This window comes from Stutzerimonas sp. CXK-1 (assembly GCF_057738225.1).
This window is the reverse complement of sequence record NZ_CM173217.1, coordinates 2772880-2793502: the sequence shown is the minus strand read 5'-3', so window position 1 is coordinate 2793502 and position 20623 is coordinate 2772880. Positions and strand designations below refer to the sequence as shown.

Sequence of the window (20623 nt, the reverse complement as noted above, 5' to 3'; positions counted from 1 at the left end):
ACTCAGCGTGGATCGCAAGGGCCGGCGGCGCAAGTCGCCGCGCGTCGTATCGCCGGCTCAGAAGCGTTCATGCTCGCCGAGCAGGCGCCACTGGCCAACGGGCAGCTTGCCCATCGGCAGGCGCCCCAGGCGGATACGCCGGTAGCCCTGCAGCTGCAGCCCGAGCGCCGCGCACAGCCGGTCGATATCGCCGGGCCGGGCCCCCTTGAGAGCCAGGCGCAAGTGCTGCTCGCTCTGCCAGCTGGCCTTCGCACGAGGCAAGGCCAGCCCGCGATGGACGGGGCCTTTGGCGAGCCGCGCCAGGGCGTCGCCGCTTGCCGTGCCGCTGACCTGGACGACGTACTCTTCTTCGGGCGCTCGCCGGTTGTCGCCGAGCAGACGAATCACTTCGCGCTGCTGGCTGCAGACCACCAATCCGCTCGCCGCCTGCTCCAGCGGCAGCACCAGCTGCTGGCGCAGCAGGTGTCGCTTGAGCGGGGCAATCGCGGCCGGGTCCTCAGCCCAGTGCGTGGCCTGGCATAGCCAGTCGAACAGCTCGCCGGCGTCGCCTGGCAGTTGGCACCCGGCCGGCTTGTTCAGCAGCAGGGTCACCGCGGGGACTTCCTGAGCCGCCGCGCCATCGAGCAGCTCGACCTGCTGCGCCGGGGCGACCTTGTGAAAGGGCGCCTCGATGATCTGCCCGTCGACGCGGACCCAGCCACCTTCGATGTACAGCTCGGCTTCGCGCCGCGAACAGCCGAGTTGGTCGGCAAGGCGCTTGGACAGGCGGATGGCATCGGTCATGACGGGACTCGGGAGGAAAAGGGTGCTGGCGAGCGGGGCTCGCCAGATATTCACAACGGGGGAGGGCTTACTGCTTGCGGCTGATGGTGATCTGACGCGACGGCGTCTGGCTCTGGCCGCTGACACCAGTGGGGATCTGCTGGATCTCACCGCCAGCCTTCAGGTACGCGGCCATCTGGGCTGCGAGCGATTCGCTGGTTTCGACGGCGGGTTCGGACTTGCGGTTGGCCGCTGAAGCTTTGGACGCCATGGTTTCGGTCTCTGTCTGTGAAAACGAACCGGCCATTATACAGATCTGATCAAAATTTGTTCGCCTATCGTCTGTGCGGTCATTTTTTGAAGCGTATCGGCACGCGCAGGCGCCCGGGTTTTGCGCTTGACTGAACGCGGGGCGACCCCGGCCCCGGTCATCTATCGAAGCGTCGGAGGACAGCTGATGTTGCGTCATGCCTTGCGCGCCGCGCTCTGCGGCCTGGCCCTGGTGGCCTTGCCCGGGCTTGCGGCCGAGCGTTACCCCAGTGAACAGGGCACGGTACTGGTCCGTGAAATCGCCAGCGGTCTGGAACACCCCTGGGCGCTGGCCTTCCTGCCGGACGGGCAGCACCTGCTGGTCAGCGAGCGGCCCGGGCGGCTGCGCCGGGTTTCGCTGGACGGCCAGATCAGCGAGCCGATCGCCGGGGTGCCGGACGTCTTCGCCCAGGGGCAGGGCGGCCTGCTCGATGTGCGGTTGTCGCCTGACTTCGAAAACGATCGCCTGGTCTATCTCAGTTACGCCGAGCAGGGCCGCGACGGCTTGGCCGGCACCGCGGTCGGTCGCGGCCGCCTGGACGCCCAGGGCCGCCGCCTGGAGCAGTTCGAGGTGATCTTCCGCCAGCAGCCCAAACTCTCCAACGGCGTGCATTTCGGTTCGCGGCTGGTATTCGATGGGCAGGGGCATCTGTTCATCGCCCTGGGCGAGAACAACCAGCGGCCGACGGCACAGGCGCTGGACAAGCTGCAGGGCAAGCTGGTGCGGCTGTACCCCGACGGTCGCGTGCCGGAGGACAACCCTTTCGTCGAGCGCAAGGGCGCGCGGCCGGAGATCTGGTCCTATGGCCACCGCAACCAGCAGGGCGCGGCGCTCAACCCCTGGACCGGGCAGCTCTGGACGCACGAGCACGGCCCGCGCGGCGGAGACGAGATCAATATCCCGCAAGCCGGTGCCAACTATGGCTGGCCGCTGGCCACGCATGGCATCAACTACAGCCTGTTGCCGATTCCCGAAGCGGAGGGCAAGCACGTCGAGGGCACCGTCGCGCCCCACTATGTGTGGGCGAAATCCCCGGCCATCAGCGGCATGGCCTTCTACGACGCCGAACGTTTCCCGGCCTGGCAGCACAACCTGTTCATTGGGGCGTTGGTCGGCCAGGCGCTGATCCGGCTGCAGCTCGACGGCGACCGCATCGTCCATGAGGAGCGCTTGCTGGCGTCGATGGGCGAGCGCATTCGCGACGTCCGTCTCGGGCCGGATGGCTATCTGTACCTGCTGACCGACGACAGCGACGGGCGGGTGCTGCAGGTGGGGATGGAGCCGAAGTGAATTTTCGACTGTTCAGGGAGCGATTGCGCCGCTCGTCGGTCCACTGACCAGTGGTCGTCGTGACGGCGGCCGATTGCGCAATCCACTGGACAGGAGGCAGCGGTGGCCGTCGTCATCAGCGGTGTGTTCGGCATTCTTCTCGGGCTCGTGCTCGTCGCCGGCGGGATACGGGTGTTGGATCTCGGTGGCACCTGGTATTTCGCCGCCGTCGGGGCGGGGTTCCTGCTGGTGGGCATCCTGCTGCTCAAGCGTCGACGCACCGCGCTCTGGCTGTATGCGCTGTTGATGCTCGCGGCGCTCGGTTGGGCGCTTTACGAGGTCGGCCTAGACTGGTGGCAGCTGGCGCCGCGCGGCAGCCTCATCGCGCCGTTCGGCCTTTGGCTGCTGATGCCCTGGGTCGTGCAGCGCCTGAGCTGGCAGCACTTCGGTTGGCGTGCCTGGGGTGGCGCGGCGCTGCCGCTGCTGCTGGCGGTCGTGCTCTGGGGCGTGACCGCGGTCCTGGCAATCGGGCGCGACGCGAACGACCTCAAGGGCATGCTGCCGCCACCGCTGGCCGAGGCGCCGGCAAACGGGCAGGGCGAGGTGCCCGACGGGGATTGGCAAGCCTATGGTCGCACCCAGCTGGGCCAGCGTTATTCGCCGTTGGCGCAGATCACGCCGCAGAACGTCGAGCGGCTCGAGCCGGTCTGGCACTACCATACCGGTGACCTGCGCCGGCCCACCGACCCCGACGAGACCACCTACGAAGTCACGCCGCTGAAGGTCGACGACGCGCTCTACCTCTGCACGCCGCACAACTTCGTCATCGCGCTCGACGCCGAAACCGGCCAGGAGCGCTGGCGCTTCGATCCGCAGGTGCCCGACTCGAGCAATCGCCAGCATCTGACCTGCCGTGGTCTGTCCTATCACGTCGAGCGCCAGGCGCCGCCCGGGCAGCAATGCCGCCAGCGGCTGTTCATGCCGACCGCCGATGCACGCCTGCTGGCGCTGGACGCGAAGACCGGCCAGCTGTGCTCCGGGTTCGGGGAGAACGGTCAGGTGAACCTCTGGGCCAACATGCCCAACGTCAAGGAAGGCTTCTATTACTCCACCTCGCCGCCGGTCGTCGCGCGTGGGCTAGTCATCGTGCGCACCGACGAACCGTCCGGCGTGATCCGCGCCTACGACGTGCGCAGCGGCGAGCTGCGCTGGAACTTCGACCCTGGCAATCCGGAGCGAACCGAGCCCATCGCGCCAGGCCAGACCTACAGCCAGAGCACGCCGAACAGCTGGAGCATTTCCAGCGCGGACGAAGCGCTGGGGTTGATCTACGTGCCTTTCGGCAATCAGGTGCCCGACCAGTGGGGCGGTCGGCGCAGCGAGAACAGCGAGCGCTTCTCGTCCTCGGTGGTCGCGCTCGAGATCGAGACCGGGCGCCTGCGCTGGGTGTTCCAGACGGTGCATCACGACCTCTGGGACATGGACGTACCGGCGCAGCCGAGCCTGGTCGACATCCAGACCGATGCCGGGCCGGTGCCGGCGCTGGTGGCCCCGACCAAACAGGGTGACATTTACGTGCTGGATCGTCGCACCGGCGAGCCGATCCTGCCGGTACGCGAGCAGCCGGCGCCGCAGGGCGCGGCCGAGGGCGACTGGGCGGCACCGACGCAGCCGGTGTCGGCGCTGTCCTACCAGCCGCCGAAGCTGACCGGAGAGGACCTCTGGGGCGTCACGCTGATCGACCAGATGCTCTGCCATATCCAGTTCCATTCGCTGCGCTATGAAGGCCGCTATACGCCGCCTTCGACCCAGGGCTCGCTGGTCTATCCGGGCAATTTCGGCGTGTTCAACTGGGGCGGGGTGGCAGTGGATCCGGTCCGGCAGCTGGTCTTCAGTGCGCCCGCCTACCTGGCCTTCACCTCGACGCTGGTGCCGCGCGAGGACGACAGCAGCACGCTGGTGTCCGACAAGCCGCCCTATCTGAACGAGAACTTCGGCGCGCCCTACGCCGTCGAGCTCAAGCCGTTCGTCTCACCGATCGGGCTGCCCTGCAGCGCACCGCCGTGGGGTTATGTCGCCGGCGCGGACCTGCGCACCGGCAAGACCCACTGGCTGCGCAAGAACGGCACGGTACGCGACCGCGCGCCGCTGCCGTTGCCATTCAAGATGGGCGTGCCGAGTCTCGGCGGGCCGATGCTCACCGCAGGCGGCGTCGCTTTTCTCAGCGGCACGCTGGACTACTACCTGCGCGCCTACGACAGCACCACTGGGCGCGAGCTGTGGAAGGCCCGCCTGCCGGCCGGCGGGCAGGCGACACCGATGACCTACCGCAGCCCCTCGGGGCGGCAGATGGTCGTGGTGGTCGCCGGTGGCCATGGCTCGCTGGGGACCGAGGCCGGGGATTCGGTGATCGCCTACGCACTGCCGCGCTGACCGCGCGGCGCTGCTAGAATCGCCGCCTTTGTACAGACAGGGCAGGACCATGGCCGCTATCGGGCGCTACAACAGCATGCAGGTCGTCAAGCACACCGGCTTTGGCCTTTATCTCGACGGTGGCGCCGACGGCGAGATCCTGCTGCCCAAGCGCTACATCCCCAAGGATGTGCCGAGCGAGGTGGGCGACTGGTTGAACGTCTTCGTCTACCTGGACAGCGAAGACAAGCTGATCGCCACGACCGACAAGCCAAAGGCGCAGGTCGGCGAGTTCGCCAGCCTCAAGGTGGTGGAGATCAACCGCATTGGCCTGTTTCTCGACTGGGGCCTGCCCAAGGACCTCTTGTTGCCGCATTCCGAAGAGAAGCGCCCGCTGCAGGTCGGCGATTACTGCGTGGTGTTTCTCTACGTGGACCCGCGTACCCGGCGCATCACCGCCACGGCCCGGCTCGACCGCCACCTGGACAAGACGCCGGCGCGCTATCGGGTCGGCGACCCGGTCGACCTCCTGGTCGTCGAGCAGACCGACCTCGGCTTCAAGGCGATCATCGAGGGTCGGCACTGGGGGCTGATCCACAAGAACGAAGTCTTCAAGTTTCTTCGCCCGGGGCTGCGCGAGCGCGGCTACATCCGCGAGCTGCGCGCAGACGGCAAGATCAGCCTGAGCCTGCAGCCGCTCGGCAACGAGGCAGCCGATGCGCTGCAGGCGCTCATTCTGCAGAAGCTGGAAGAGCAGGGCGGGGTGCTGCCGCTGAGCGACAAGAGCCCGGCCGAGGCCATCGCGCGGGCCTTTGGCGTAAGCAAGGGCAACTTCAAGAAGGCCATCGGCGGGCTCTACAAGCAGGGCCGCATCGTCATCCATGCCGACCGCATCGAGCAGGCCTGAACTCAGAGATCCAGCCGGCCCTGGCGCTCGGCGCGCGCCTCGCGCCCCAGCGGCTCACCCTTGCCCGGCTCATAGCTGATCCTGCCCTCCGCCAGGCGGGCGGGCGCGGTGTAGGGGTGCGGTTCGGCCGGCCCCTCGTTCTGGATGTGCAGGACCTCCACGCCACGCGCCTTCAGCACATCCGAAACCAGCGAGCGGTGGCAGCGCCACCACAGCACCTCGGCGCACATCATCGCGGTGGGCCGGCGATCGGCCAGTTCCAGCAAGCGCCGCAGGCCCAGGGCGAATTCCTCGCTGGCGAGGTGATCGGCGTAACCGCGAAACGACGTGTTGCGCCAGGCGCCGTTGGGCGAATCCGCCAGCGGCCGACGTCGTCCGCCCAGTTCGCCGATCCACAGATAGTCGATCCCGGCCGCGGCCAGGCTCTCGCGTAGCGCCTGCTCGCCGAACTGTGGCAGCCGGCGCGAGCCCGGGAAACGGCGCACATCGGCGATCGCTTCGATGCCATGGGCCTGCAACAGCTCGATGAACGCTTCGATCGAGCGCGTCGAGTGGCCGACCGTCCAGACGCATCGCACTGGCCCGGCGGTCATTCGAGCTTCCTGAGTGCGCCTTCCTTGTGCATCGCGATGTGCTCGGTCTTGTCGCTGCGAATCTCGTATTGCGGCTCTTGCGGGCTGGCACGACGCGTATGGCCTTTGTACTCGGTGTCGCGGGTATGGACCTTGATGATCACGCCGCTGACGTGCCCGGCTTCGGAGTTCCATCCGACATGATCGCCCACTTTGTACTTGGTCATTGGCTGGCCTCTTGAAGGGAGAACACAACGGTGGACCCGTTCGATGCGCCGGGGGTTCTGCTGTCTTTTTGCTATTAGCCTGAGCCCTGTACCACTCGTCGGAAGTTGCTTGTAAACAAGCGAAACGGCAAATAACTGATATTCAAAAAACTGACGCCTGAAACATGCAAGAAAGCGCTCTGTACGGCGCGCTTGCAACGCCAACTAATACTGGCTAAAAGCCGCATAGTGATAGCATTGCGATATCCTTTCGGGAATTTGACGGCTTTTCGACGCCAATTCGACGCCAAATAAATTTTGTCTGACGCCAGAAACCTATTATAAAGCCGCCACGCAACGGGAATTACCGAGTTGTTCAGGTGAACAGCGGAGCTTCTCGGTGCTGCGGATCGTTCAGTTGTGTGCAAGTGGTTCCTCGTCGAGCAAGCACTTTTCCCCACGGCTCAATGACCTCCCGACAACTTTTTTAAAGGCAGCCGACGGCGCCTTTAGTCGTATTAAGTTCGGAGAGACACATGTCTATCAATGTCTTCGCTGGCGCTCGCAAGGCCCTGGCTGCTTCCATCACCATCGCCGTACTGGGCTCCTTCGGCGGCGTCGCCCCGGTCCAGGCAGCCACCACCACCCTGACGGCATCGCAAACCGCTGCCACCGCCAAGATCAACGCCTTCACCAACACCGACTGGCTCAACGGCGTGTTTCGTCGTGCGCCGGCCGTCTCGATTCCCAATACCGCGAGCAACAAGACGGCCTTCGGTATCGGCGCCTCGGTCCGTCTGGCCGACGGCCAGGTCCGCAAGGTGACCAAGGTGTACGAAGTTGGCAGCAACCTCAGCGTCTTCTTCGATGGCGCCTTGCTCGATGGTGGCAAGGTGGGCGCACCGAACAGCGTGAGCGCCGGCAGCACGGGCACCTCGACGCCGAGCACTTCGACAGGCAGCACGGGTACCGTCGGTGTCGTGCAGAGCGCCGCGATCAATGGCTTCACCAACACCGACTGGCTGAACGGCGTGTTCCGCCAGAAGCCGGGCTTCTCGATTGCCGCTACCGAAGCCAACAAGGCCGCGTTCAAGGTTGGCGCATCGGTCAAGCTGGCTGATGGCCAGGTCCGCAAGATCACCGTCGCTCAGGTCGTCGGTAGCAACATGAGCGTGTTCGTCGACGGCGCGGCGGTAGACGGCAGCGTAGTTGGCGCGCCGAAGAGCCTCAGCGTGCTCGGCACCACCACCAGCGCCGATGCGAGTCCGGCCCCCATTGCTCCGGCGCCCGCTCCGGCACCGAGCACCCAGACGAGCACCGCGCTGAACAGCTTCACCAATACCGACTGGCTGAACGGCATCTACCGCAAGGCGGCCGGGTTCTCGATCAGCGCGAGCGCAGCCAACCAGGCCGCCTTCAAGGTTGGTGCCTCGGTCAAGCTGGCGGACGGCCAGGTCCGCAAGATCACCCGCGCCCAGGTGGTTGGCAGCAACATGGCCATCTTCGTCGATGGCGCGCTGCTCAACGGCTCGACCGTCGGCTATCCGAAGACCATCAGCGTGATCAGTGCGACCACCACGACGCCTTCGGTGAGCGAGCCCAGTGCTCCGGTGGTCAGCCAGCCGGCTCCGGCGCCGGTACCGACTCAGCCGGGCAACGGCACGCCGATCAAACTCGTCGGCGTGAACCTGTCCGGTGCCGGTTTCGGCCCGTCGGTGGTTCCCGGTACGCACGGCACCAACTACATCTACCCGGCCGAGTCGTACTACAAGAAGTACGCCGATAACGGCATGAACCTGGTGCGCCTGCCGTTCCTCTGGGAGCGTATCCAGCCGCGCCTGAACACCGAGCTGAACGCCACCGAGCTGGCGCGCCTGATCCAGTCGCTCGACTTCGCACAGAAGCACGGCGTGAAGGTCATCCTCGACCTGCACAACTACTATCGCTACTTCGGCAAGCTGATCGGTTCGCCGGAAGTGCCGATCAGCGCCTTCGCCAACGTCTGGCAGCGTCTGGCACAGAAGGTCCTGAACCATCCGGCGGTCTATGGCTACGGTCTGATGAACGAGCCGTACTCGACCAACGGCCTGTGGCCGCAGGCGGCCCTGGCAGCGGCCAAGGCCGTGCGCCAGGTGGACGGCAGCCGCTGGATCTTCGTTGCCGGCGACCGCTGGTCGAGTGCCTGGCACTGGCCGCACTACAACGCCAAGCTGATCGCCGATCCGTGGATGCGCGATCCGAAGAACAACCTGGTGTACGAAGCGCACATGTACATCGACAAGGACTTCTCGGGTAACTACTTCGACAAGAGCGAGACCTACGCCCCGAACATCGGTATCGAGCGCGTCAAGCCCTTCGTCGAATGGCTGAAGACCAACAAGCTGCGCGGCTATATCGGCGAACACGGCATTCCGGATTACTCCAGCTCGGCCCTCGTGGCGATGGACAACCTGCTGGGCTACCTGCGCCAGAACTGTGTGCCGATGACCTACTGGGCCGGTGGCCCGTGGTGGGGTGAGTACGCCCTGTCGCTGGACGTGGCGAGCAACAAGTACCGGCCGCAGTTGCCGATCCTGAAAAAGCATGCCACGGCGACCAGCTGCACCACGATCGGGCCGCTGATGTAATAAGCATCACGTGCCGAAGTCGTAACTAATGAAGAAACGGGCCTATATGGCCCGTTTCTTTTTTGTTTGTTTTTCTTCGCACGCTGAGGCATTTCGCTCGCCCGCAACAGTTCGAAGTCAGGCAATTACCGCTTCGCTTGAAGTTGCCTGCTTAATGTTCTTCCTGTCTTGCCTGAAGAGCATGGAGGCCTTGTGCAGGCTGGCTTTGCGCCATCTATGACAAGGCGACTGCTCAAGTTTCGCGGTGCCGTACCGTTCGCCGAGCCGATGGAACTCGAATATGACCACCCGGTCCCCTTTTATGTGCGCACCGAAGTTGATCGGTTAGCGATTAAGTTCGCTTGGCCGTCTTTCAACGGACCGTGGGCTTCCGGCCAACCAGTCAAGAAAGGTGGATCAAATGACGACACCCGATGAAGAAATCACAGGTTACGGCGGCATAGCCAGTACCGGTTCCACGACGACTTCAACCGAACAGTCGGCCGGCACGGGCGGTACAACGCTGCAGGGTTCGGCGAAGGGCGACCGGCACGCTGGTTCGCCAGTCGGCGAGGATCTCAAGGGCAAGGCACGGCAAGCCGCCGAACAGGTTCAGCAGCAGGGCAAGGCGCGCCTGGACAGCTACCGCGGTACCGCCGCAGACGAGCTGGAAAAGGTCGCGCAGAGCGCCAAGGCTGCTGCGGCGGAACTCGAGAATCAGGATCGCGCGGGGCTGTCGCGCTACGTCTCGGATATGGCGCAAGGCATGGTTCGCTTCGCCGACGATCTTCGCGGGCGCAATGTCGATGAACTCGTCGGCGATCTCAACCGCATGGCCCGCAACAACCCGGGCCTGTTTATCGCCGGCAGCATCGCGCTGGGCTTTGGCCTGACGCGCTTTGCCAAGGCCTCCGGACGCCGCGCCGAGCAGGACTACGACCGGCCCGGGCAGCACGATGAGCGCTACTCCGGCGCTTACGGTGACAGCAGCCATCTGCCCAGCCAGCGTGAACTAGACCAGCACGTCGCAAGCGGCGAGCCCAACGGCAACGTGGGGAGTGTCGGCAACGTCAGTGGCACGACCTCGGCCAGTACCACCACCCGCACCTCGCTCGGCGCCAATGGCAAAAGCACAGACGGAGGGCTGAACCCATGAACGAGCAACGCAAATTCGAGACGCATTACGAGCCGGCACATGCCGACACCGATCATTCGGTAGGCGGGCTGCTGCGTCAGCTGACGCGCGAAGTACCGGCACTGTTCACCAAGGAGCTGGCGCTGGCCAAGGCCGAGCTCGGCGAGTCGTTGCGCGCGACCAAGGCAGGCATGGCCAGCGTTGCCACGGGCGGCGCGGTATTGCTCGCGGGTTTCATCGTCCTGCTGTTCGCTGGGGTCTACGGCCTGGCGACGATGATGCCGGCCTGGCTCGCCGCACTCATTGTCGGCGGCATCGTGGTGATCATCGGGCTGGTGATGGTGTCGGCGGGCAAGAAGAAGTTCGAGGCTTCCTCGTTCAAGCCTGATCGCACCCTGCACTCGATCAACAAGGACAAAGAAGCCGTAAGGGGGCACGCACATGAGCACGCATAATCAGATCGACGCCGAAGCGCGCAAGGACCCGGAAACTCTGGAGCGCGAGATCGACCAGCAGCGCGCCGAGATTGGCAACATCGTCGAGGAGCTGGAGAGCAAGTTCTCGCCGGGTCAGCTCATCGATACCGCCCTGGGTTATGCCAAGGGCAATGGCGGCGAGTTCCTGCACAACCTGGGCGATACGCTCAAGGCCAACCCCGTCCCGACGGTGTTGACCTCCATCGGTCTGATCTGGCTCATGGCCGGCCAGAACCGGCGCCCGGACTACGGCACCGGCGACAGCGCCAGCGGCCCCTCGGTCGGCGATCGACTGTCGGCCAAGACCGATGGGCTGAAGAGCCGGGGTGCAGAGATGCGCAACCGTGCCGGGCAGATGCGCCAGGACCTCTCGTCATCATTGGGCAATGCCCGTGCGCGCGTGAGCGAAACCGGCCGCAACGCTAGCGACAGCCTCAAGCACACCGCTGGTCGTGCGCGCGGCGGCTTCAATCAGTTGCTCAACGAGCAACCGCTGGCGTTGGGCGCAATGGGCATTGCCCTGGGCGCGCTGCTGGCCGCCGCGGTCCCGCCGACCCGCCGTGAAGACGAGTTGATCGGCAGCCGAAGCGACCAGATGACCGATCGTCTCAAGCGCAAGGCTGAGGAGGGTTATCAGCAGGCCAGCGCAAAGGGCGAGGAGGCGATGCACCATCTCAAAGAGGAGAGCGCCCATTCGGAGCGCCCGTCGGCCTCAGGGCCTCATTGAACCCGGCGTTTTTTCAGGGAAATGCGCGGCCGGGCTTGAGTCCGGCCGCGTAACCCCGGATAATCCGCGCCCGGCGCCGGTGTAGCTCAGTTGGTAGAGCAGCGCATTCGTAATGCGAAGGTCGCAGGTTCGACTCCTGTCTCCGGCACCAAGGAATTCAAAGGGTTAGCTTAGGCTAGCCCTTTTGCGTTTCTGGGGTTGTCCCAGAAGTGTCCCATTCTTGTCCCGGCCATGATCAGGCTGTCAGGCGGTATGCAGCGTAGACCAGGACGCCGACCGCCAGGATATAAAGTCCATAGAGCGGCCATTGGCTGCGTTTCTGAGCTTCCGCACGAGCCTCGAGAATCTCTTGCGCCTGAAGGTGGACGTAAGATGGCGGCGTTCGTTTCTTGGCGGGCCGCTTGATTCTCGTTATCTCGCCTCGAGGATGCTCAGGCGTTTTCGGCTTTGCTGCCGCATCGGCCTTGAAGTTATCCCAAGAGGGCTTCTTGCCCTGCTGACGTAGCTCTTCTCGAAACCACTCGCGATCTTCCAAACCCATTTCTGCCTCCATGCAAACGAGCTATTCACCGTGGCCAATCGTATAGCACTTGGCACCGAACGCTAGCGATCAGCGGGGCCATTCTCCAATAACGCCAGCGGCGAATGACTGAGCACAGTCGCGAAGTGATCCGGCGCCAGGTGCGAGTACCGCATCGTCATCTTGATATCGCCGTGGCCCAGGATTCGTTGCAGCGTGAGGATGTTGCCGCCCTGCATCATGTAGTGGCTGGCGAAGGTATGCCGCAGGATGTGGGTCAGCTGGCCGGGTGTGTGCAGGCCGGTGCGTTCGTAGGCTTTGCGGAATGCCGATCGGCAGGAGCTGAACAGGCGGCCCGATCCAGGGTAGCCACATTCCAGCATCAGCTTCACCAGATCATCCGGCACGGGGATGGTCCGCACGCGGCCATTCTTCGTCCTGGCGAAGCGCACTTGCCCGTTCAGCAGCTGGCTTCGGGTGATCGACTCCGCTTCATCCCATCGAGCACCGGTAGCCAGACAGAGCTTGGCGACGGGCAGGGTGTGGCTGTTGGTCGACGCGGCGCATTCATCCAGCACCAACCGGCATTCATCCAGGGTGAGATAGGTCAGCTCGGTTTCATCGACGCGCAGTTGCCGCAGCTTGGCGACCGGGTTGGCTTCATGCCAGACGCCCAGGCGGATCAGCTCGTTGAACACGGCTTTCAGGTAACGATGTTCGTGGTTCACCGTTGCCGGGGTGCAGCGCTTGAGCCGTTCGGCCCGGTAGCGGCTGAAATCCAGGGCGGTGAAGCTGGCGGCAATCGGGTTGCCCAGGGCTTCGACTATCGCCAGGGTGCGACCGTAGCGCTTCTGATCCTTGAGCGTCGCGCCATGCAGTTCATACCAGACCTGCACCAGATCGGCGAGGCGTTCGCCCGGGTCGCGGCCACGGTGGCTGTATTCCCGGCGCATATCGGCTACCCAGCGCTCAGCCTCGCTCTTGGTGCGGAAACCACGCTTGCGCTTGCGGATGCCGGCTGTTCTATCCAGCCAGAAATCCACGTCCCAGCCGGTTGGGCCCTTGGTGATCAAACAGCACGCCCCCAGCGCACATGGCGCTCCTCGAGCAGTGCCTTGATGTGCTTGTACAGGTCACGCTCGGTCATTTCCTTGGCGGCGTAGTGGTCACGGATCACCGGCCAGCAGTCCCATTGCTGCAGCGTCTCAAACGCCTTTTTTGCGCCCACCCGCTCCCTTGCCAGCAGGCTTACGAAGTTTCCCAGGAATAGCTCTACGTTCTTGCCGCTGAACCCGCGACTGGTCTTGTAGTAACGCTTGTATTCAGTTTCATCGACCAGGGAATCGACCGGCACGTCGACCCGAACGTCATCCCGAATCAGCGTCCAGATCGGCTCGTAGTAACCAGGGCGAGCAATGAGCTTGAACTGACGCAGGCCGTAGCGCCACAGGCCGTCCAGATGGGCCGAGAAGGCGGCGAAGGAGTCCGTGTCGATGGCTTCCCCGGTCTTCACGTCGATCGAGCCGCTGGCGAATTGCTGAATGACCGAGTGGTGGTAGCGCAGCTCCACCCGCCACACGTCCTGGGCTGGATCATAGTTGTCCGGGTCGGCCGCATCGAACGAGTCCCGACGCCGCCAGACGCTTTCCCAGAAGTCGAGCTTGTCCGTCGCCCTGGCCTGTTCGGTCTTGTTGTAGATGCAGAGCTGCACGCCACCGGCCGAGCCGAACATCGACGTTTCCCCGCGCCCGTAGACGCTGGACTTGGTGGCCCACTCGACCTGGCTGATGCCCGAGATATCCCGGTGCGTTCTGGCCCGGCAGTGCAGGCGCGCGACCAGATCCGCTGGCGGTATCCAGCCCTGGAGATCCAGGGCGAGATGGACAGCACACTGGTTGCGCTCGACGTGCGTCATCACGGCCGAGGCGTAGAAATCCATCCGCTCTTGCAGCCGTTCCGGCGACAGCGCGTCGATGGCGTGCGGCGATACCTCGATTTTCAGGTGCGGGCCGATGTGCTCGAGCTTCGCGTTGAAGTTCTTGATGAGCAGCACGAAACCGAGGTCGGCGTTCTGCAGCTTGTACTGGTAGCCCGAGTCGCGGCCAACGCGGCCGGAGTGCCAGACGCTATCGGCGAACTGCACCATCGCGCCCGGCTTCTCGAACAGCGCCATGATCTCGGGGCGAATCAGCCCGCGGTACAACTGGCGGACGGTATCGACGCCGCAGCGCAGCAGGCGAACGCCGGACAAGTCCTTGAAGCCCGTATAGCCAATGTCCAGGAAAAGCCGGCCGCTGCTGCTTTCCTCGCCGGTGGTTCGATCAACACGGATGAAATCTTTAACTTGCATCGTTTCTACCTTTATTGAGCTTTTGCCACTGAACCCACGACTGGTTATCTGACGTGTTACAGGGACGTCAGCGCGCGCGGCGGCGCAAGAACACGCTTGCTACGCTCGCGTGTCTCTGTGCCGTCGCGCGCGCAGTCCTCTTCCATCAACACGCAACTGATCAGGCGGGGTCCGCTCGGCAGGTGGTTGGCTACCCAGCCACTCCACAAGGCGGTGAGTACCAGAGCGAACAGGAACGCGAGAAACGCCGGGAGCGTGTCCGGCGTAGGTGGCAGGAAGGGGAGGCCGCCGCGCTCAGGCGCAGGCGTGGCCGCGGGGCGGGTGCGGCGCACGGGGAAGAACACCAAGGGCGCTGCCCTTGTCATCCCGCTCTTGCCGCCGAGGGCTCGGGAGCGCGGGGCGGTAAAGCTGCCCCACACTCCCTGCGTCAGGCTGGTCATGATCGTGCAGGGTCAAGGGTGCGCTGCGCCCGTGCTTCCGTTCGACGGAACGTGGCCGTTCCGACGAGCCGGGAGCGCGGCCCTTGACCTTGCCATCTGAGGCAGGGTCATGCGGCCCAGTACGTTGCCGGAACCTTGCCGGTCGCGGTGCCGCATCGCCCTGATCGTGCGAATGTCCGAAAAGAACACTTCGTTGGGATGGGACTCCTGAGCGTTGAGATCAAAGGTCAGGAAATACCCGTGTTCGTACACGCCTTCCATCGGCACCACCATGCCGACGATATGCAGGCAGTACCAGTAGGATTCCGGCTCATCATCCCAGTGCAGCTCGACGAGAACAGTCTGGCCGATGTAGCCCTGGGCGGTGGAGGCATCCACAACAGCGTGCTGGCTAGTCATGGCTGTAATCCCCCGCGGCGAAGCTCTCCTTGCCGCTGAGCAGGTCCGCCCGCAGCTTGCCCACGTTCACCATGCGGAAGTCCGAGAAGGTGACGCTGGGGAGCGTGCCGTTCTCCACCCACTCAACGACTTCATCCACCGGAATGCCGCTGGCCGAGGCGAAGGTCACAATGCTGCACAGGTTGCTGATGGCCGCTCCCAGGGGCACTACGTTGTCGCCGGTTTGGTCTGCGTTCGGCTTACTCATCGGTGTAGTCCCCCTGGGCGAAGATGGTTTTGCCCTTTGCCAGATCAGCGCGGAGCTGTGCGAGGTTAACGAGGCGAGGGCGGCCCATCTTGATGCTCGGCACCGTGCCGCTATGCATCCAGGCAATCACGGTGTCGACTGAAACACCGTTCATGGCAGCGAAGGTTTCCTTGCTGCAGCTAAGGGCGTTACGGCAGTCGAGGTAGATCACCCGCTTGCCGTCCAGATCGAAGCTCACGTCGAAAGGTGGTTGGTCCAGATGCTGTGTACTCATCGCCTATCCCTGCCTCTGAAATGCTCATAAACTGTGGTTAAAGGGTGTTTAGCACCTAAATATTTTAGGTTGCGTGAACGAGTCTATGAGTAAACTATTTATGCGCAAATAGTTTAGGTGGCGTTGAGCTAGAATAATTGGGAATAAGAGAAGACAGGGTTAGAGCCTTGGTTCGACACCTCGGGCCTGCTCAGGTAGCCAAGCGCACCGGCGTGGAAAAGCCTCGCTGGGGCACTGTCGCGCACAACCTTAAGGTCAAACTGCGCATCGAGGACATGGACGCTCTCATCGAGGCGTTTCCCGAGTACGAACTATGGCTGTGGAAAGGGGAGGTCGATCCCGCAAAGGGGCAGATCAGCCCGGCCTACGCTGAAGCGGACCTAAAGTTGGCAGGACAAAACGCGGGCAGCAAATAACAGCGGAAGCTGCCCGGCGGTGGTTCGCCAGAAGAAAGGACTCTTGATATGCACGCCGACAGGGATGACGCACCTTTCCAAGCACGCCGCAAATCCAGCGACGCCTTCAAGTGGCTGACGGCCCTGGCATTCGGCTCAGGCGTAACGGCTGCCGCTATCTTGATTGCCTCTGTGAGCATGGGCACGAATAACCCCGCAGCCATTGCTCCTCAGCTCAATGCAGCCAAGAGCCAGCCCCAAGGATCAATAAACACCTACACCAGGGACGAGAAGGAATACTTGCGCAACTGGTGGAAGGCAGACGAACAGCATTGGGAGGAGTCCACTAGGGCATCCCAGGCAGCAGCCAGAGAGCGCCAGGCGCAAGAGGTCGAAATCGTCTGGACGCAAGACATGCTGAAGCCCCAAGCGGCTCCGGCAATCCAACCCCGCCAAACCAGTTTCCACGATGGCAACTACACCCCACAGGGCGCCGTCAACGTAATTCCGGCCACCAGGACCTATAGCGAACCGACTACTAGGCAGCAGCCGAGGAAGCAGCAAGAAATTGTCGTTGTGGGTAGGGAGCAGAGACTAAGAGATTTCTGCCCTTACGCAGAAGGGAGTGTAGAACGTAGAAATTGCAGGATGCAGGTGGACCTGACCTCCAGAAATAGATAATTAAACTACGCCAAGTATTGCTCGGTCTAACGCCTCATTCAGTCGACGCTTTAGCGGTCGGCTGAATTGGTTTGTTAGCATTTTTCAATTTCTTGTTTTTCTGCCTAAGTCGATAGTTGCTATATTTTGTCAATAAGGGTCCGAAAATTTTATAAAAGATCCAGCTGTAGTATTCTGCCTCAATTGTTTTCTTTCGCTCAGATTCATACGCTTCTTTAAGCCAGGTTTCCATATCATGCACAGTAAATTCAGTGCAATTAAGTACACCTGACCCAACTTGTTCATAGAGGTACGCCTCCAAGGCCTCTTTGGATTCTAAACACTCCTTGGTGAGCTGAAATTTCCTGAATTTCTTTATTTCATGATCTCTTGGGTATATTGGTATTACTTCCTCTCTGCCGTCCTCGGCTTTTATGTCAATAATATATTTGGTGTTGATCCCGTAAGCCCTGCTCTTATATATTGTACGACGAGGTTGTATAACTGCTGTAAGATGATTCTTAAAGAAGTCGTGAACCGGGTCCCAGTGCTTAATCCCAGAAGTAACTATATATTTTCCGTCAGAAGTTGAAAGCACAATTCTTTTTTTGATTTTCTTATCATCGAAAAGCTTATTTAGACTAATTCGGTTCATGTTGATGCTATAGAGGTCAATGGAGTCATGCTCTTTTTTGAATGCTTCGAAAGGCTTTAGTATTAATGGGTCTTTACCAAAGTCTTCGACCTCCAAGAAGTAGTTGCGGCCAATCTTTAGGTATATTTTAAATATTACAATAGCTCTGTCTTTCAGATTTTCAAGAGTGACAGTGGTAACGTATTGATCTTCACAGGAGACACTGCTAGAACACATCCCAAAGGATGCGCGAACGTTTGCCCCTGATTTAAGAAGATATGTTTTGATGGTGTACACGAGAGCGATGATTGAAACAATCAAAGCAACAATAGAGTTAATTGCCGAAATGGCTGTCTCCATGGCGATCGTTTCCCCTATCCTCGAAAGCTGACGTTTGGTTAAGGGCCGGGCTTAGCCCGTCCCTGTGAGCGAAGCGAACGGTTTGAACCAGTTGTTAGGCCTGGGCTGAGGCTAATGAGTTGCTGAGTTCAAGTTTTATTTCGGCAACTAGCCTAATGAATGCTTCGGCATCTTTTTGTTCGAGAGATTCATCAGTTACGTGCACTGCCTTATTTCGGATGTTTCTCAAACTCTCAAACCTCTCATACGAAACCGTTGAGATAATTCTTAAGGTTGTCAGTGATCTAGCCAGCTCTGAGGTGCTTAGAAGGTGACTCTTTCCATAGACGCCGCCGGGGCGTGAAATTGGAATTCCTTTTGCCTTTGCAGTGCCAATTAGCATTTCCTCCAGTTCAAGCCATGATTCAAGTATTGCACCGCGTGGCGATAATTCAGCTAATTTCAACTGCGTATCAGATATTGGTAGTTGCTCATTGGTTAGCGCTGATGAATCATTTATTTCTGTGAGTGCTTTTCCGAAATCAAATTCTAAATCTTTGTACTTTAGATGAGAGATTCTTGGCAAAATTCTGGTCAATGGTTTCTTGAGCAAAAATATAATTATGATTGTTGCGCTGGGCCAAGCTAAGGCATCAACGATCTTTGCAATGAAGGTCAATATATCCATTGTTTTGGCCTGGCTATTAAGTAGGCGACATTGCTGTCGCATAAACAGGGCGTGTCGCACAACATGCCTTGAGTGCTGGTAACTTAATTGTTTTCACGAGGCCTGCCGGCAGAAACGGGACAGGTGGGAAGGGGAAACGCGACATTGGTACATCCTTGTCGTTGCGTAGTGGCCAGAAACTATCAGAGGTCGTGATGGTCGTCCAGGAGCGCCTGCAATTGGGGCGTCCCAGTCTCGACCGATTTCACCCAAGAACCACAATGAACCGGGAAGGAGAGGGGCTGGAATGCCCGTTTATACAGGCTTTCAGCTTTTGCGATGACTAGTGCCGATCTTTCGTAATGCGAAGGTCGCAGGTTCGACTCCTGTCTCCGGCACCAGTGTTTCAAAAGGCTCGCAGCGATGCGGGCCTTTTTTGTTTCTCGAGCTCTGAGACGGGCAGCTCCGTGTAAGGCACTGCTGGCGGTGCCGATATGAAGTGCCAGCAGTAGTCTTTAAGGCGAAGATAATTGTCTTTGTTGTTTGGTATGCGCCAAGTAGTTTCGCTATATATTAGCCAGTGGTCTTGGTCTGCGGTTTTTATTGCTGTGGTGGCAAGTTGGTGGCGGTCTCGTTAGTTGTTGTTCACGTGTCGCTCTGCTTTTCGATTATAAAAATAAAAAACGGGAGCCGAAGCTCCCGTTTTTATTTGCCTTAAGGCTGCTTAGCTGCGGCCACCGCCGTGGCTGTTTTCGCCACCCTTGCGGCCGGCTTCGGAGGCTTTTTCGCGGTCGTTTGCGAAGTTGCCGCCACTGTTCTGGCCGCCCTTGCGCCCAGCTTCGGACGCGCGTTCCGGGTCGTTGGCGAAATTGCCACCGCTCTGCTTACCGCCCTCGCTGCCTATCTCTTGATAGAACTCCTTGCCGTGGCTCTCCGAGGTCGCTTCGCCGCCTTTCTTACCAATGTCCTGGTAAAACTCTTTGCCATGGGTTTGGGAGGTAGCGTCACCACCTTTCTTGCCCGCTTCGTTTACGCTCATATTGCCTTTATCAGCCATCGGGTAGTCTCCTGTGCTGTTTCGTACAATAGGCGATCGATTTGCTCGGCAGAACAAACTCGCCCCTCGTGATATACGAAAAATACCTGCAGCGAGAGTTCAGCGAAGTTAGCCAATGAGCGATGAGTGGAAGAAATAGAATCAAGCAGTCAGTATTACCTAGTTGCCGCTTGCTTACTTCGCTTTTGAGCGTTTGACGTCTGGCCTGTGGCAAGCAGTTCGGTGGGCTGGCGAACTCTTCGCTCGCCCAGCCGTCGGAAACTTCGATAGGTTTCGGGGGTGAGGCATGCCAATTTTCGACACGCGTGGCATCGGCGCCACGACGTTACTGAAGAAGACGTTCAAGGAATTCAGCAGCGATGACATGTCGACCTATGCGTCGGCACTGGCCTACCGCGCACTGTTTTCGCTGTTTCCCTTTCTGCTGTTTCTCCTGGCGCTGCTTGGCTTCTTGAACCTGTCGGATTTCTTCGACTGGATTCGCCAGCAGGCGGCTCTGGCGTTGCCACCGATGGCAATGGAGCAGGTCAACCCGGTGATCGACCAGTTGCAGCGGCAGCAGGGCGGCTTGTTGTCGTTCGGTATTCTGGCCGCGCTGTGGACGGCATCGGTTGGGTTCCGTTCGTTGATGAATGCGATGAACAGGGCCTACGACGTGCGCGAGGGGCGGCCGACCTGGAAGCTCATGCTGCTGTCGGTGCTCTATACCGTCGGCAGCGCGGTGCTGCTGCTGGCCTGCGCGATGCTGATGGTGCTCGGGCCGCAGGTGATGGGATGGCTGGCTGACCTGGTTGGCCTGCGCGACGTGGTGGTGGTGCTCTGGGCCTGGCTGCGCTGGCCGGTGGTGATCTTTCTGATGATGCTGCTGGTCGCGGTGCTGTACTACGTCACGCCGGACGTGGAGCAGAAGTTTCGCTTCATCACGCCCGGCTCGGTGCTCGCGGTAGTGGTCTGGGTCGCCGCGTCGCTTGCCTTCGGCATCTACGTGCAGAACTTCGCCGACTACAACGCAACCTACGGCAGCATCGGCGCCATCATCGTGCTGCTGCTGTATTTCTATATCTCCGCCGCCGTGCTGCTGCTGGGCGCCGAGCTGAATGCGGTGATCGAGCACCATTCGGTGGACGGCAAGGACAAGGGCGACAAGGAGATCGAGCCCTGAGCCACGATGCGCTTGCAAATGAAACATTCGTAAGACCGGAACAGTCCTAAGCTCATTACAAAGTGCTTCAGACAAGGCGAGGGACGCTGGGCGGTCG

The 20623-nt window shown here is 61.2% G+C and carries 23 protein-coding genes and 1 tRNA gene; 11 read left to right on the top strand and 13 right to left on the bottom strand.

The annotated features are described in order from the left end of the window. Positions 1–57: 57 nt before the first annotated feature. Both AC0KXH_RS13135 and AC0KXH_RS13130 read right to left on the bottom strand, forming a co-directional pair. Complete coding sequence (locus AC0KXH_RS13135; RefSeq protein ID WP_488223526.1) at positions 58–783, bottom strand: RNA pseudouridine synthase; 726 nt, start codon at positions 781–783, stop codon at positions 58–60. Positions 784–850: 67 nt separating this feature from the next. Continuing rightward, complete coding sequence (locus tag AC0KXH_RS13130; protein ID WP_041109617.1) at positions 851–1033, bottom strand: hypothetical protein; 183 nt, start codon at positions 1031–1033, stop codon at positions 851–853. A gap of 186 nt (positions 1034–1219) precedes the next feature. Between AC0KXH_RS13130 and AC0KXH_RS13125 the strand changes: the two genes are divergently transcribed. From AC0KXH_RS13125 to AC0KXH_RS13115, 3 genes are all read left to right on the top strand, one after another. Next, a complete protein-coding gene (locus AC0KXH_RS13125; RefSeq protein ID WP_488223525.1) occupies positions 1220–2362 on the top strand; it encodes a PQQ-dependent sugar dehydrogenase in 1143 nt (380 codons plus the stop codon). 102 nt (positions 2363–2464) lie between these two features. Continuing rightward, positions 2465–4774: a membrane-bound PQQ-dependent dehydrogenase, glucose/quinate/shikimate family gene (locus AC0KXH_RS13120; protein WP_488223524.1), complete on the top strand. Its 2310-nt coding sequence runs from the start codon at positions 2465–2467 to the stop codon at positions 4772–4774. A 49-nt stretch (positions 4775–4823) separates the two neighbouring features. Beyond that, entirely contained in the window at positions 4824–5660 is an 837-nt protein-coding gene (locus tag AC0KXH_RS13115; protein ID WP_043221125.1) for a CvfB family protein, read from the top strand. 2 nt (positions 5661–5662) lie between these two features. Here the strand turns inward: AC0KXH_RS13115 and AC0KXH_RS13110 are convergent, their stop codons facing one another. Together AC0KXH_RS13110 and AC0KXH_RS13105 are read right to left on the bottom strand one after the other, a co-directional pair. Continuing rightward, positions 5663–6253, bottom strand: coding sequence for a DUF488 domain-containing protein (locus AC0KXH_RS13110; RefSeq protein ID WP_061341055.1), 591 nt, complete (start codon positions 6251–6253; stop codon positions 5663–5665). Continuing rightward, positions 6250–6459, bottom strand: a complete 210-nt coding sequence (locus AC0KXH_RS13105; protein ID WP_041109378.1) for a hypervirulence associated TUDOR domain-containing protein — start codon at positions 6457–6459, stop codon at positions 6250–6252. Before AC0KXH_RS13105 ends, AC0KXH_RS13110 begins: the two co-directional genes overlap by 4 nt. Positions 6460–6974: 515 nt before the next feature. Here AC0KXH_RS13105 and AC0KXH_RS13100 point away from each other — a divergent pair. The 5 genes from AC0KXH_RS13100 to AC0KXH_RS13080 all read left to right on the top strand — a co-directional run bounded on the left by AC0KXH_RS13100 (position 6975) and on the right by AC0KXH_RS13080 (position 11533). Then, positions 6975–9065 (top strand): glycoside hydrolase family 5 protein, encoded by a 2091-nt coding sequence (locus AC0KXH_RS13100; RefSeq protein ID WP_312357809.1) that lies wholly within the window; start codon positions 6975–6977, stop codon positions 9063–9065. A gap of 400 nt (positions 9066–9465) precedes the next feature. Beyond that, complete coding sequence (locus AC0KXH_RS13095) at positions 9466–10200, top strand: hypothetical protein (RefSeq protein WP_488223523.1); 735 nt, start codon at positions 9466–9468, stop codon at positions 10198–10200. Beyond that, positions 10197–10634, top strand: coding sequence for a phage holin family protein (locus AC0KXH_RS13090; RefSeq protein ID WP_041109372.1), 438 nt, complete (start codon positions 10197–10199; stop codon positions 10632–10634). Before AC0KXH_RS13095 ends, AC0KXH_RS13090 begins: the two co-directional genes overlap by 4 nt. Then, entirely contained in the window at positions 10621–11382 is a 762-nt protein-coding gene (locus AC0KXH_RS13085) for a DUF3618 domain-containing protein (protein ID WP_312381814.1), read from the top strand. Before AC0KXH_RS13090 ends, AC0KXH_RS13085 begins: the two co-directional genes overlap by 14 nt. A 75-nt stretch (positions 11383–11457) precedes the next feature. Continuing rightward, positions 11458–11533 (top strand) — tRNA-Thr (locus AC0KXH_RS13080). An 84-nt stretch (positions 11534–11617) separates the two neighbouring features. On the opposite strand, the gene AC0KXH_RS13075 is transcribed toward AC0KXH_RS13080, so the two are convergent. The 6 genes from AC0KXH_RS13075 to AC0KXH_RS13050 form a co-directional block, all read right to left on the bottom strand. Next, complete coding sequence (locus AC0KXH_RS13075; protein ID WP_061337123.1) at positions 11618–11923, bottom strand: hypothetical protein; 306 nt, start codon at positions 11921–11923, stop codon at positions 11618–11620. 62 nt (positions 11924–11985) lie between these two features. Beyond that, entirely contained in the window at positions 11986–12975 is a 990-nt protein-coding gene (locus AC0KXH_RS13070; RefSeq protein ID WP_488223522.1) for a phage integrase, read from the bottom strand. Then, complete coding sequence (locus AC0KXH_RS13065; RefSeq protein ID WP_061337125.1) at positions 12972–14252, bottom strand: hypothetical protein; 1281 nt, start codon at positions 14250–14252, stop codon at positions 12972–12974. Before AC0KXH_RS13065 ends, AC0KXH_RS13070 begins: the two co-directional genes overlap by 4 nt. 452 nt (positions 14253–14704) lie before the next feature. Continuing rightward, a complete protein-coding gene (locus tag AC0KXH_RS13060; protein WP_213149832.1) occupies positions 14705–15091 on the bottom strand; it encodes a hypothetical protein in 387 nt (128 codons plus the stop codon). Continuing rightward, positions 15084–15338, bottom strand: coding sequence for a hypothetical protein (locus tag AC0KXH_RS13055; RefSeq protein ID WP_488223521.1), 255 nt, complete (start codon positions 15336–15338; stop codon positions 15084–15086). The genes AC0KXH_RS13060 and AC0KXH_RS13055 overlap by 8 nt, the downstream gene beginning before the upstream one ends. Next, a complete protein-coding gene (locus AC0KXH_RS13050) occupies positions 15331–15612 on the bottom strand; it encodes a MerR family transcriptional regulator (protein WP_488223520.1) in 282 nt (93 codons plus the stop codon). Before AC0KXH_RS13050 ends, AC0KXH_RS13055 begins: the two co-directional genes overlap by 8 nt. 167 nt (positions 15613–15779) lie before the next feature. Here AC0KXH_RS13050 and AC0KXH_RS13045 point away from each other — a divergent pair, with 167 nt between their 5' ends. Beyond that, positions 15780–16028 carry a DNA-binding protein gene (locus AC0KXH_RS13045; RefSeq protein WP_488223519.1) on the top strand — a complete coding sequence of 83 codons (249 nt, stop codon included), beginning with the start codon at positions 15780–15782 and terminating at the stop codon, positions 16026–16028. Between the two features lie 48 nt (positions 16029–16076). Then, entirely contained in the window at positions 16077–16688 is a 612-nt protein-coding gene (locus AC0KXH_RS13040) for a hypothetical protein (RefSeq protein ID WP_488223518.1), read from the top strand. Positions 16689–16722: 34 nt separating this feature from the next. On the opposite strand, the gene AC0KXH_RS13035 is transcribed toward AC0KXH_RS13040, so the two are convergent. From AC0KXH_RS13035 to AC0KXH_RS13025, 3 genes are all read right to left on the bottom strand, one after another. Beyond that, positions 16723–17661 carry a hypothetical protein gene (locus tag AC0KXH_RS13035; RefSeq protein ID WP_488223517.1) on the bottom strand — a complete coding sequence of 313 codons (939 nt, stop codon included), beginning with the start codon at positions 17659–17661 and terminating at the stop codon, positions 16723–16725. A gap of 94 nt (positions 17662–17755) precedes the next feature. Next, complete coding sequence (locus AC0KXH_RS13030; protein WP_488223516.1) at positions 17756–18328, bottom strand: hypothetical protein; 573 nt, start codon at positions 18326–18328, stop codon at positions 17756–17758. Between the two features lie 703 nt (positions 18329–19031). Beyond that, entirely contained in the window at positions 19032–19364 is a 333-nt protein-coding gene (locus tag AC0KXH_RS13025; RefSeq protein WP_043221116.1) for a con-10 family general stress protein, read from the bottom strand. 286 nt (positions 19365–19650) lie between these two features. Between AC0KXH_RS13025 and AC0KXH_RS13020 the strand changes: the two genes are divergently transcribed. Beyond that, a complete protein-coding gene (locus AC0KXH_RS13020) occupies positions 19651–20526 on the top strand; it encodes a YihY/virulence factor BrkB family protein (protein WP_041109312.1) in 876 nt (291 codons plus the stop codon). Positions 20527–20623: the final 97 nt, after the last annotated feature.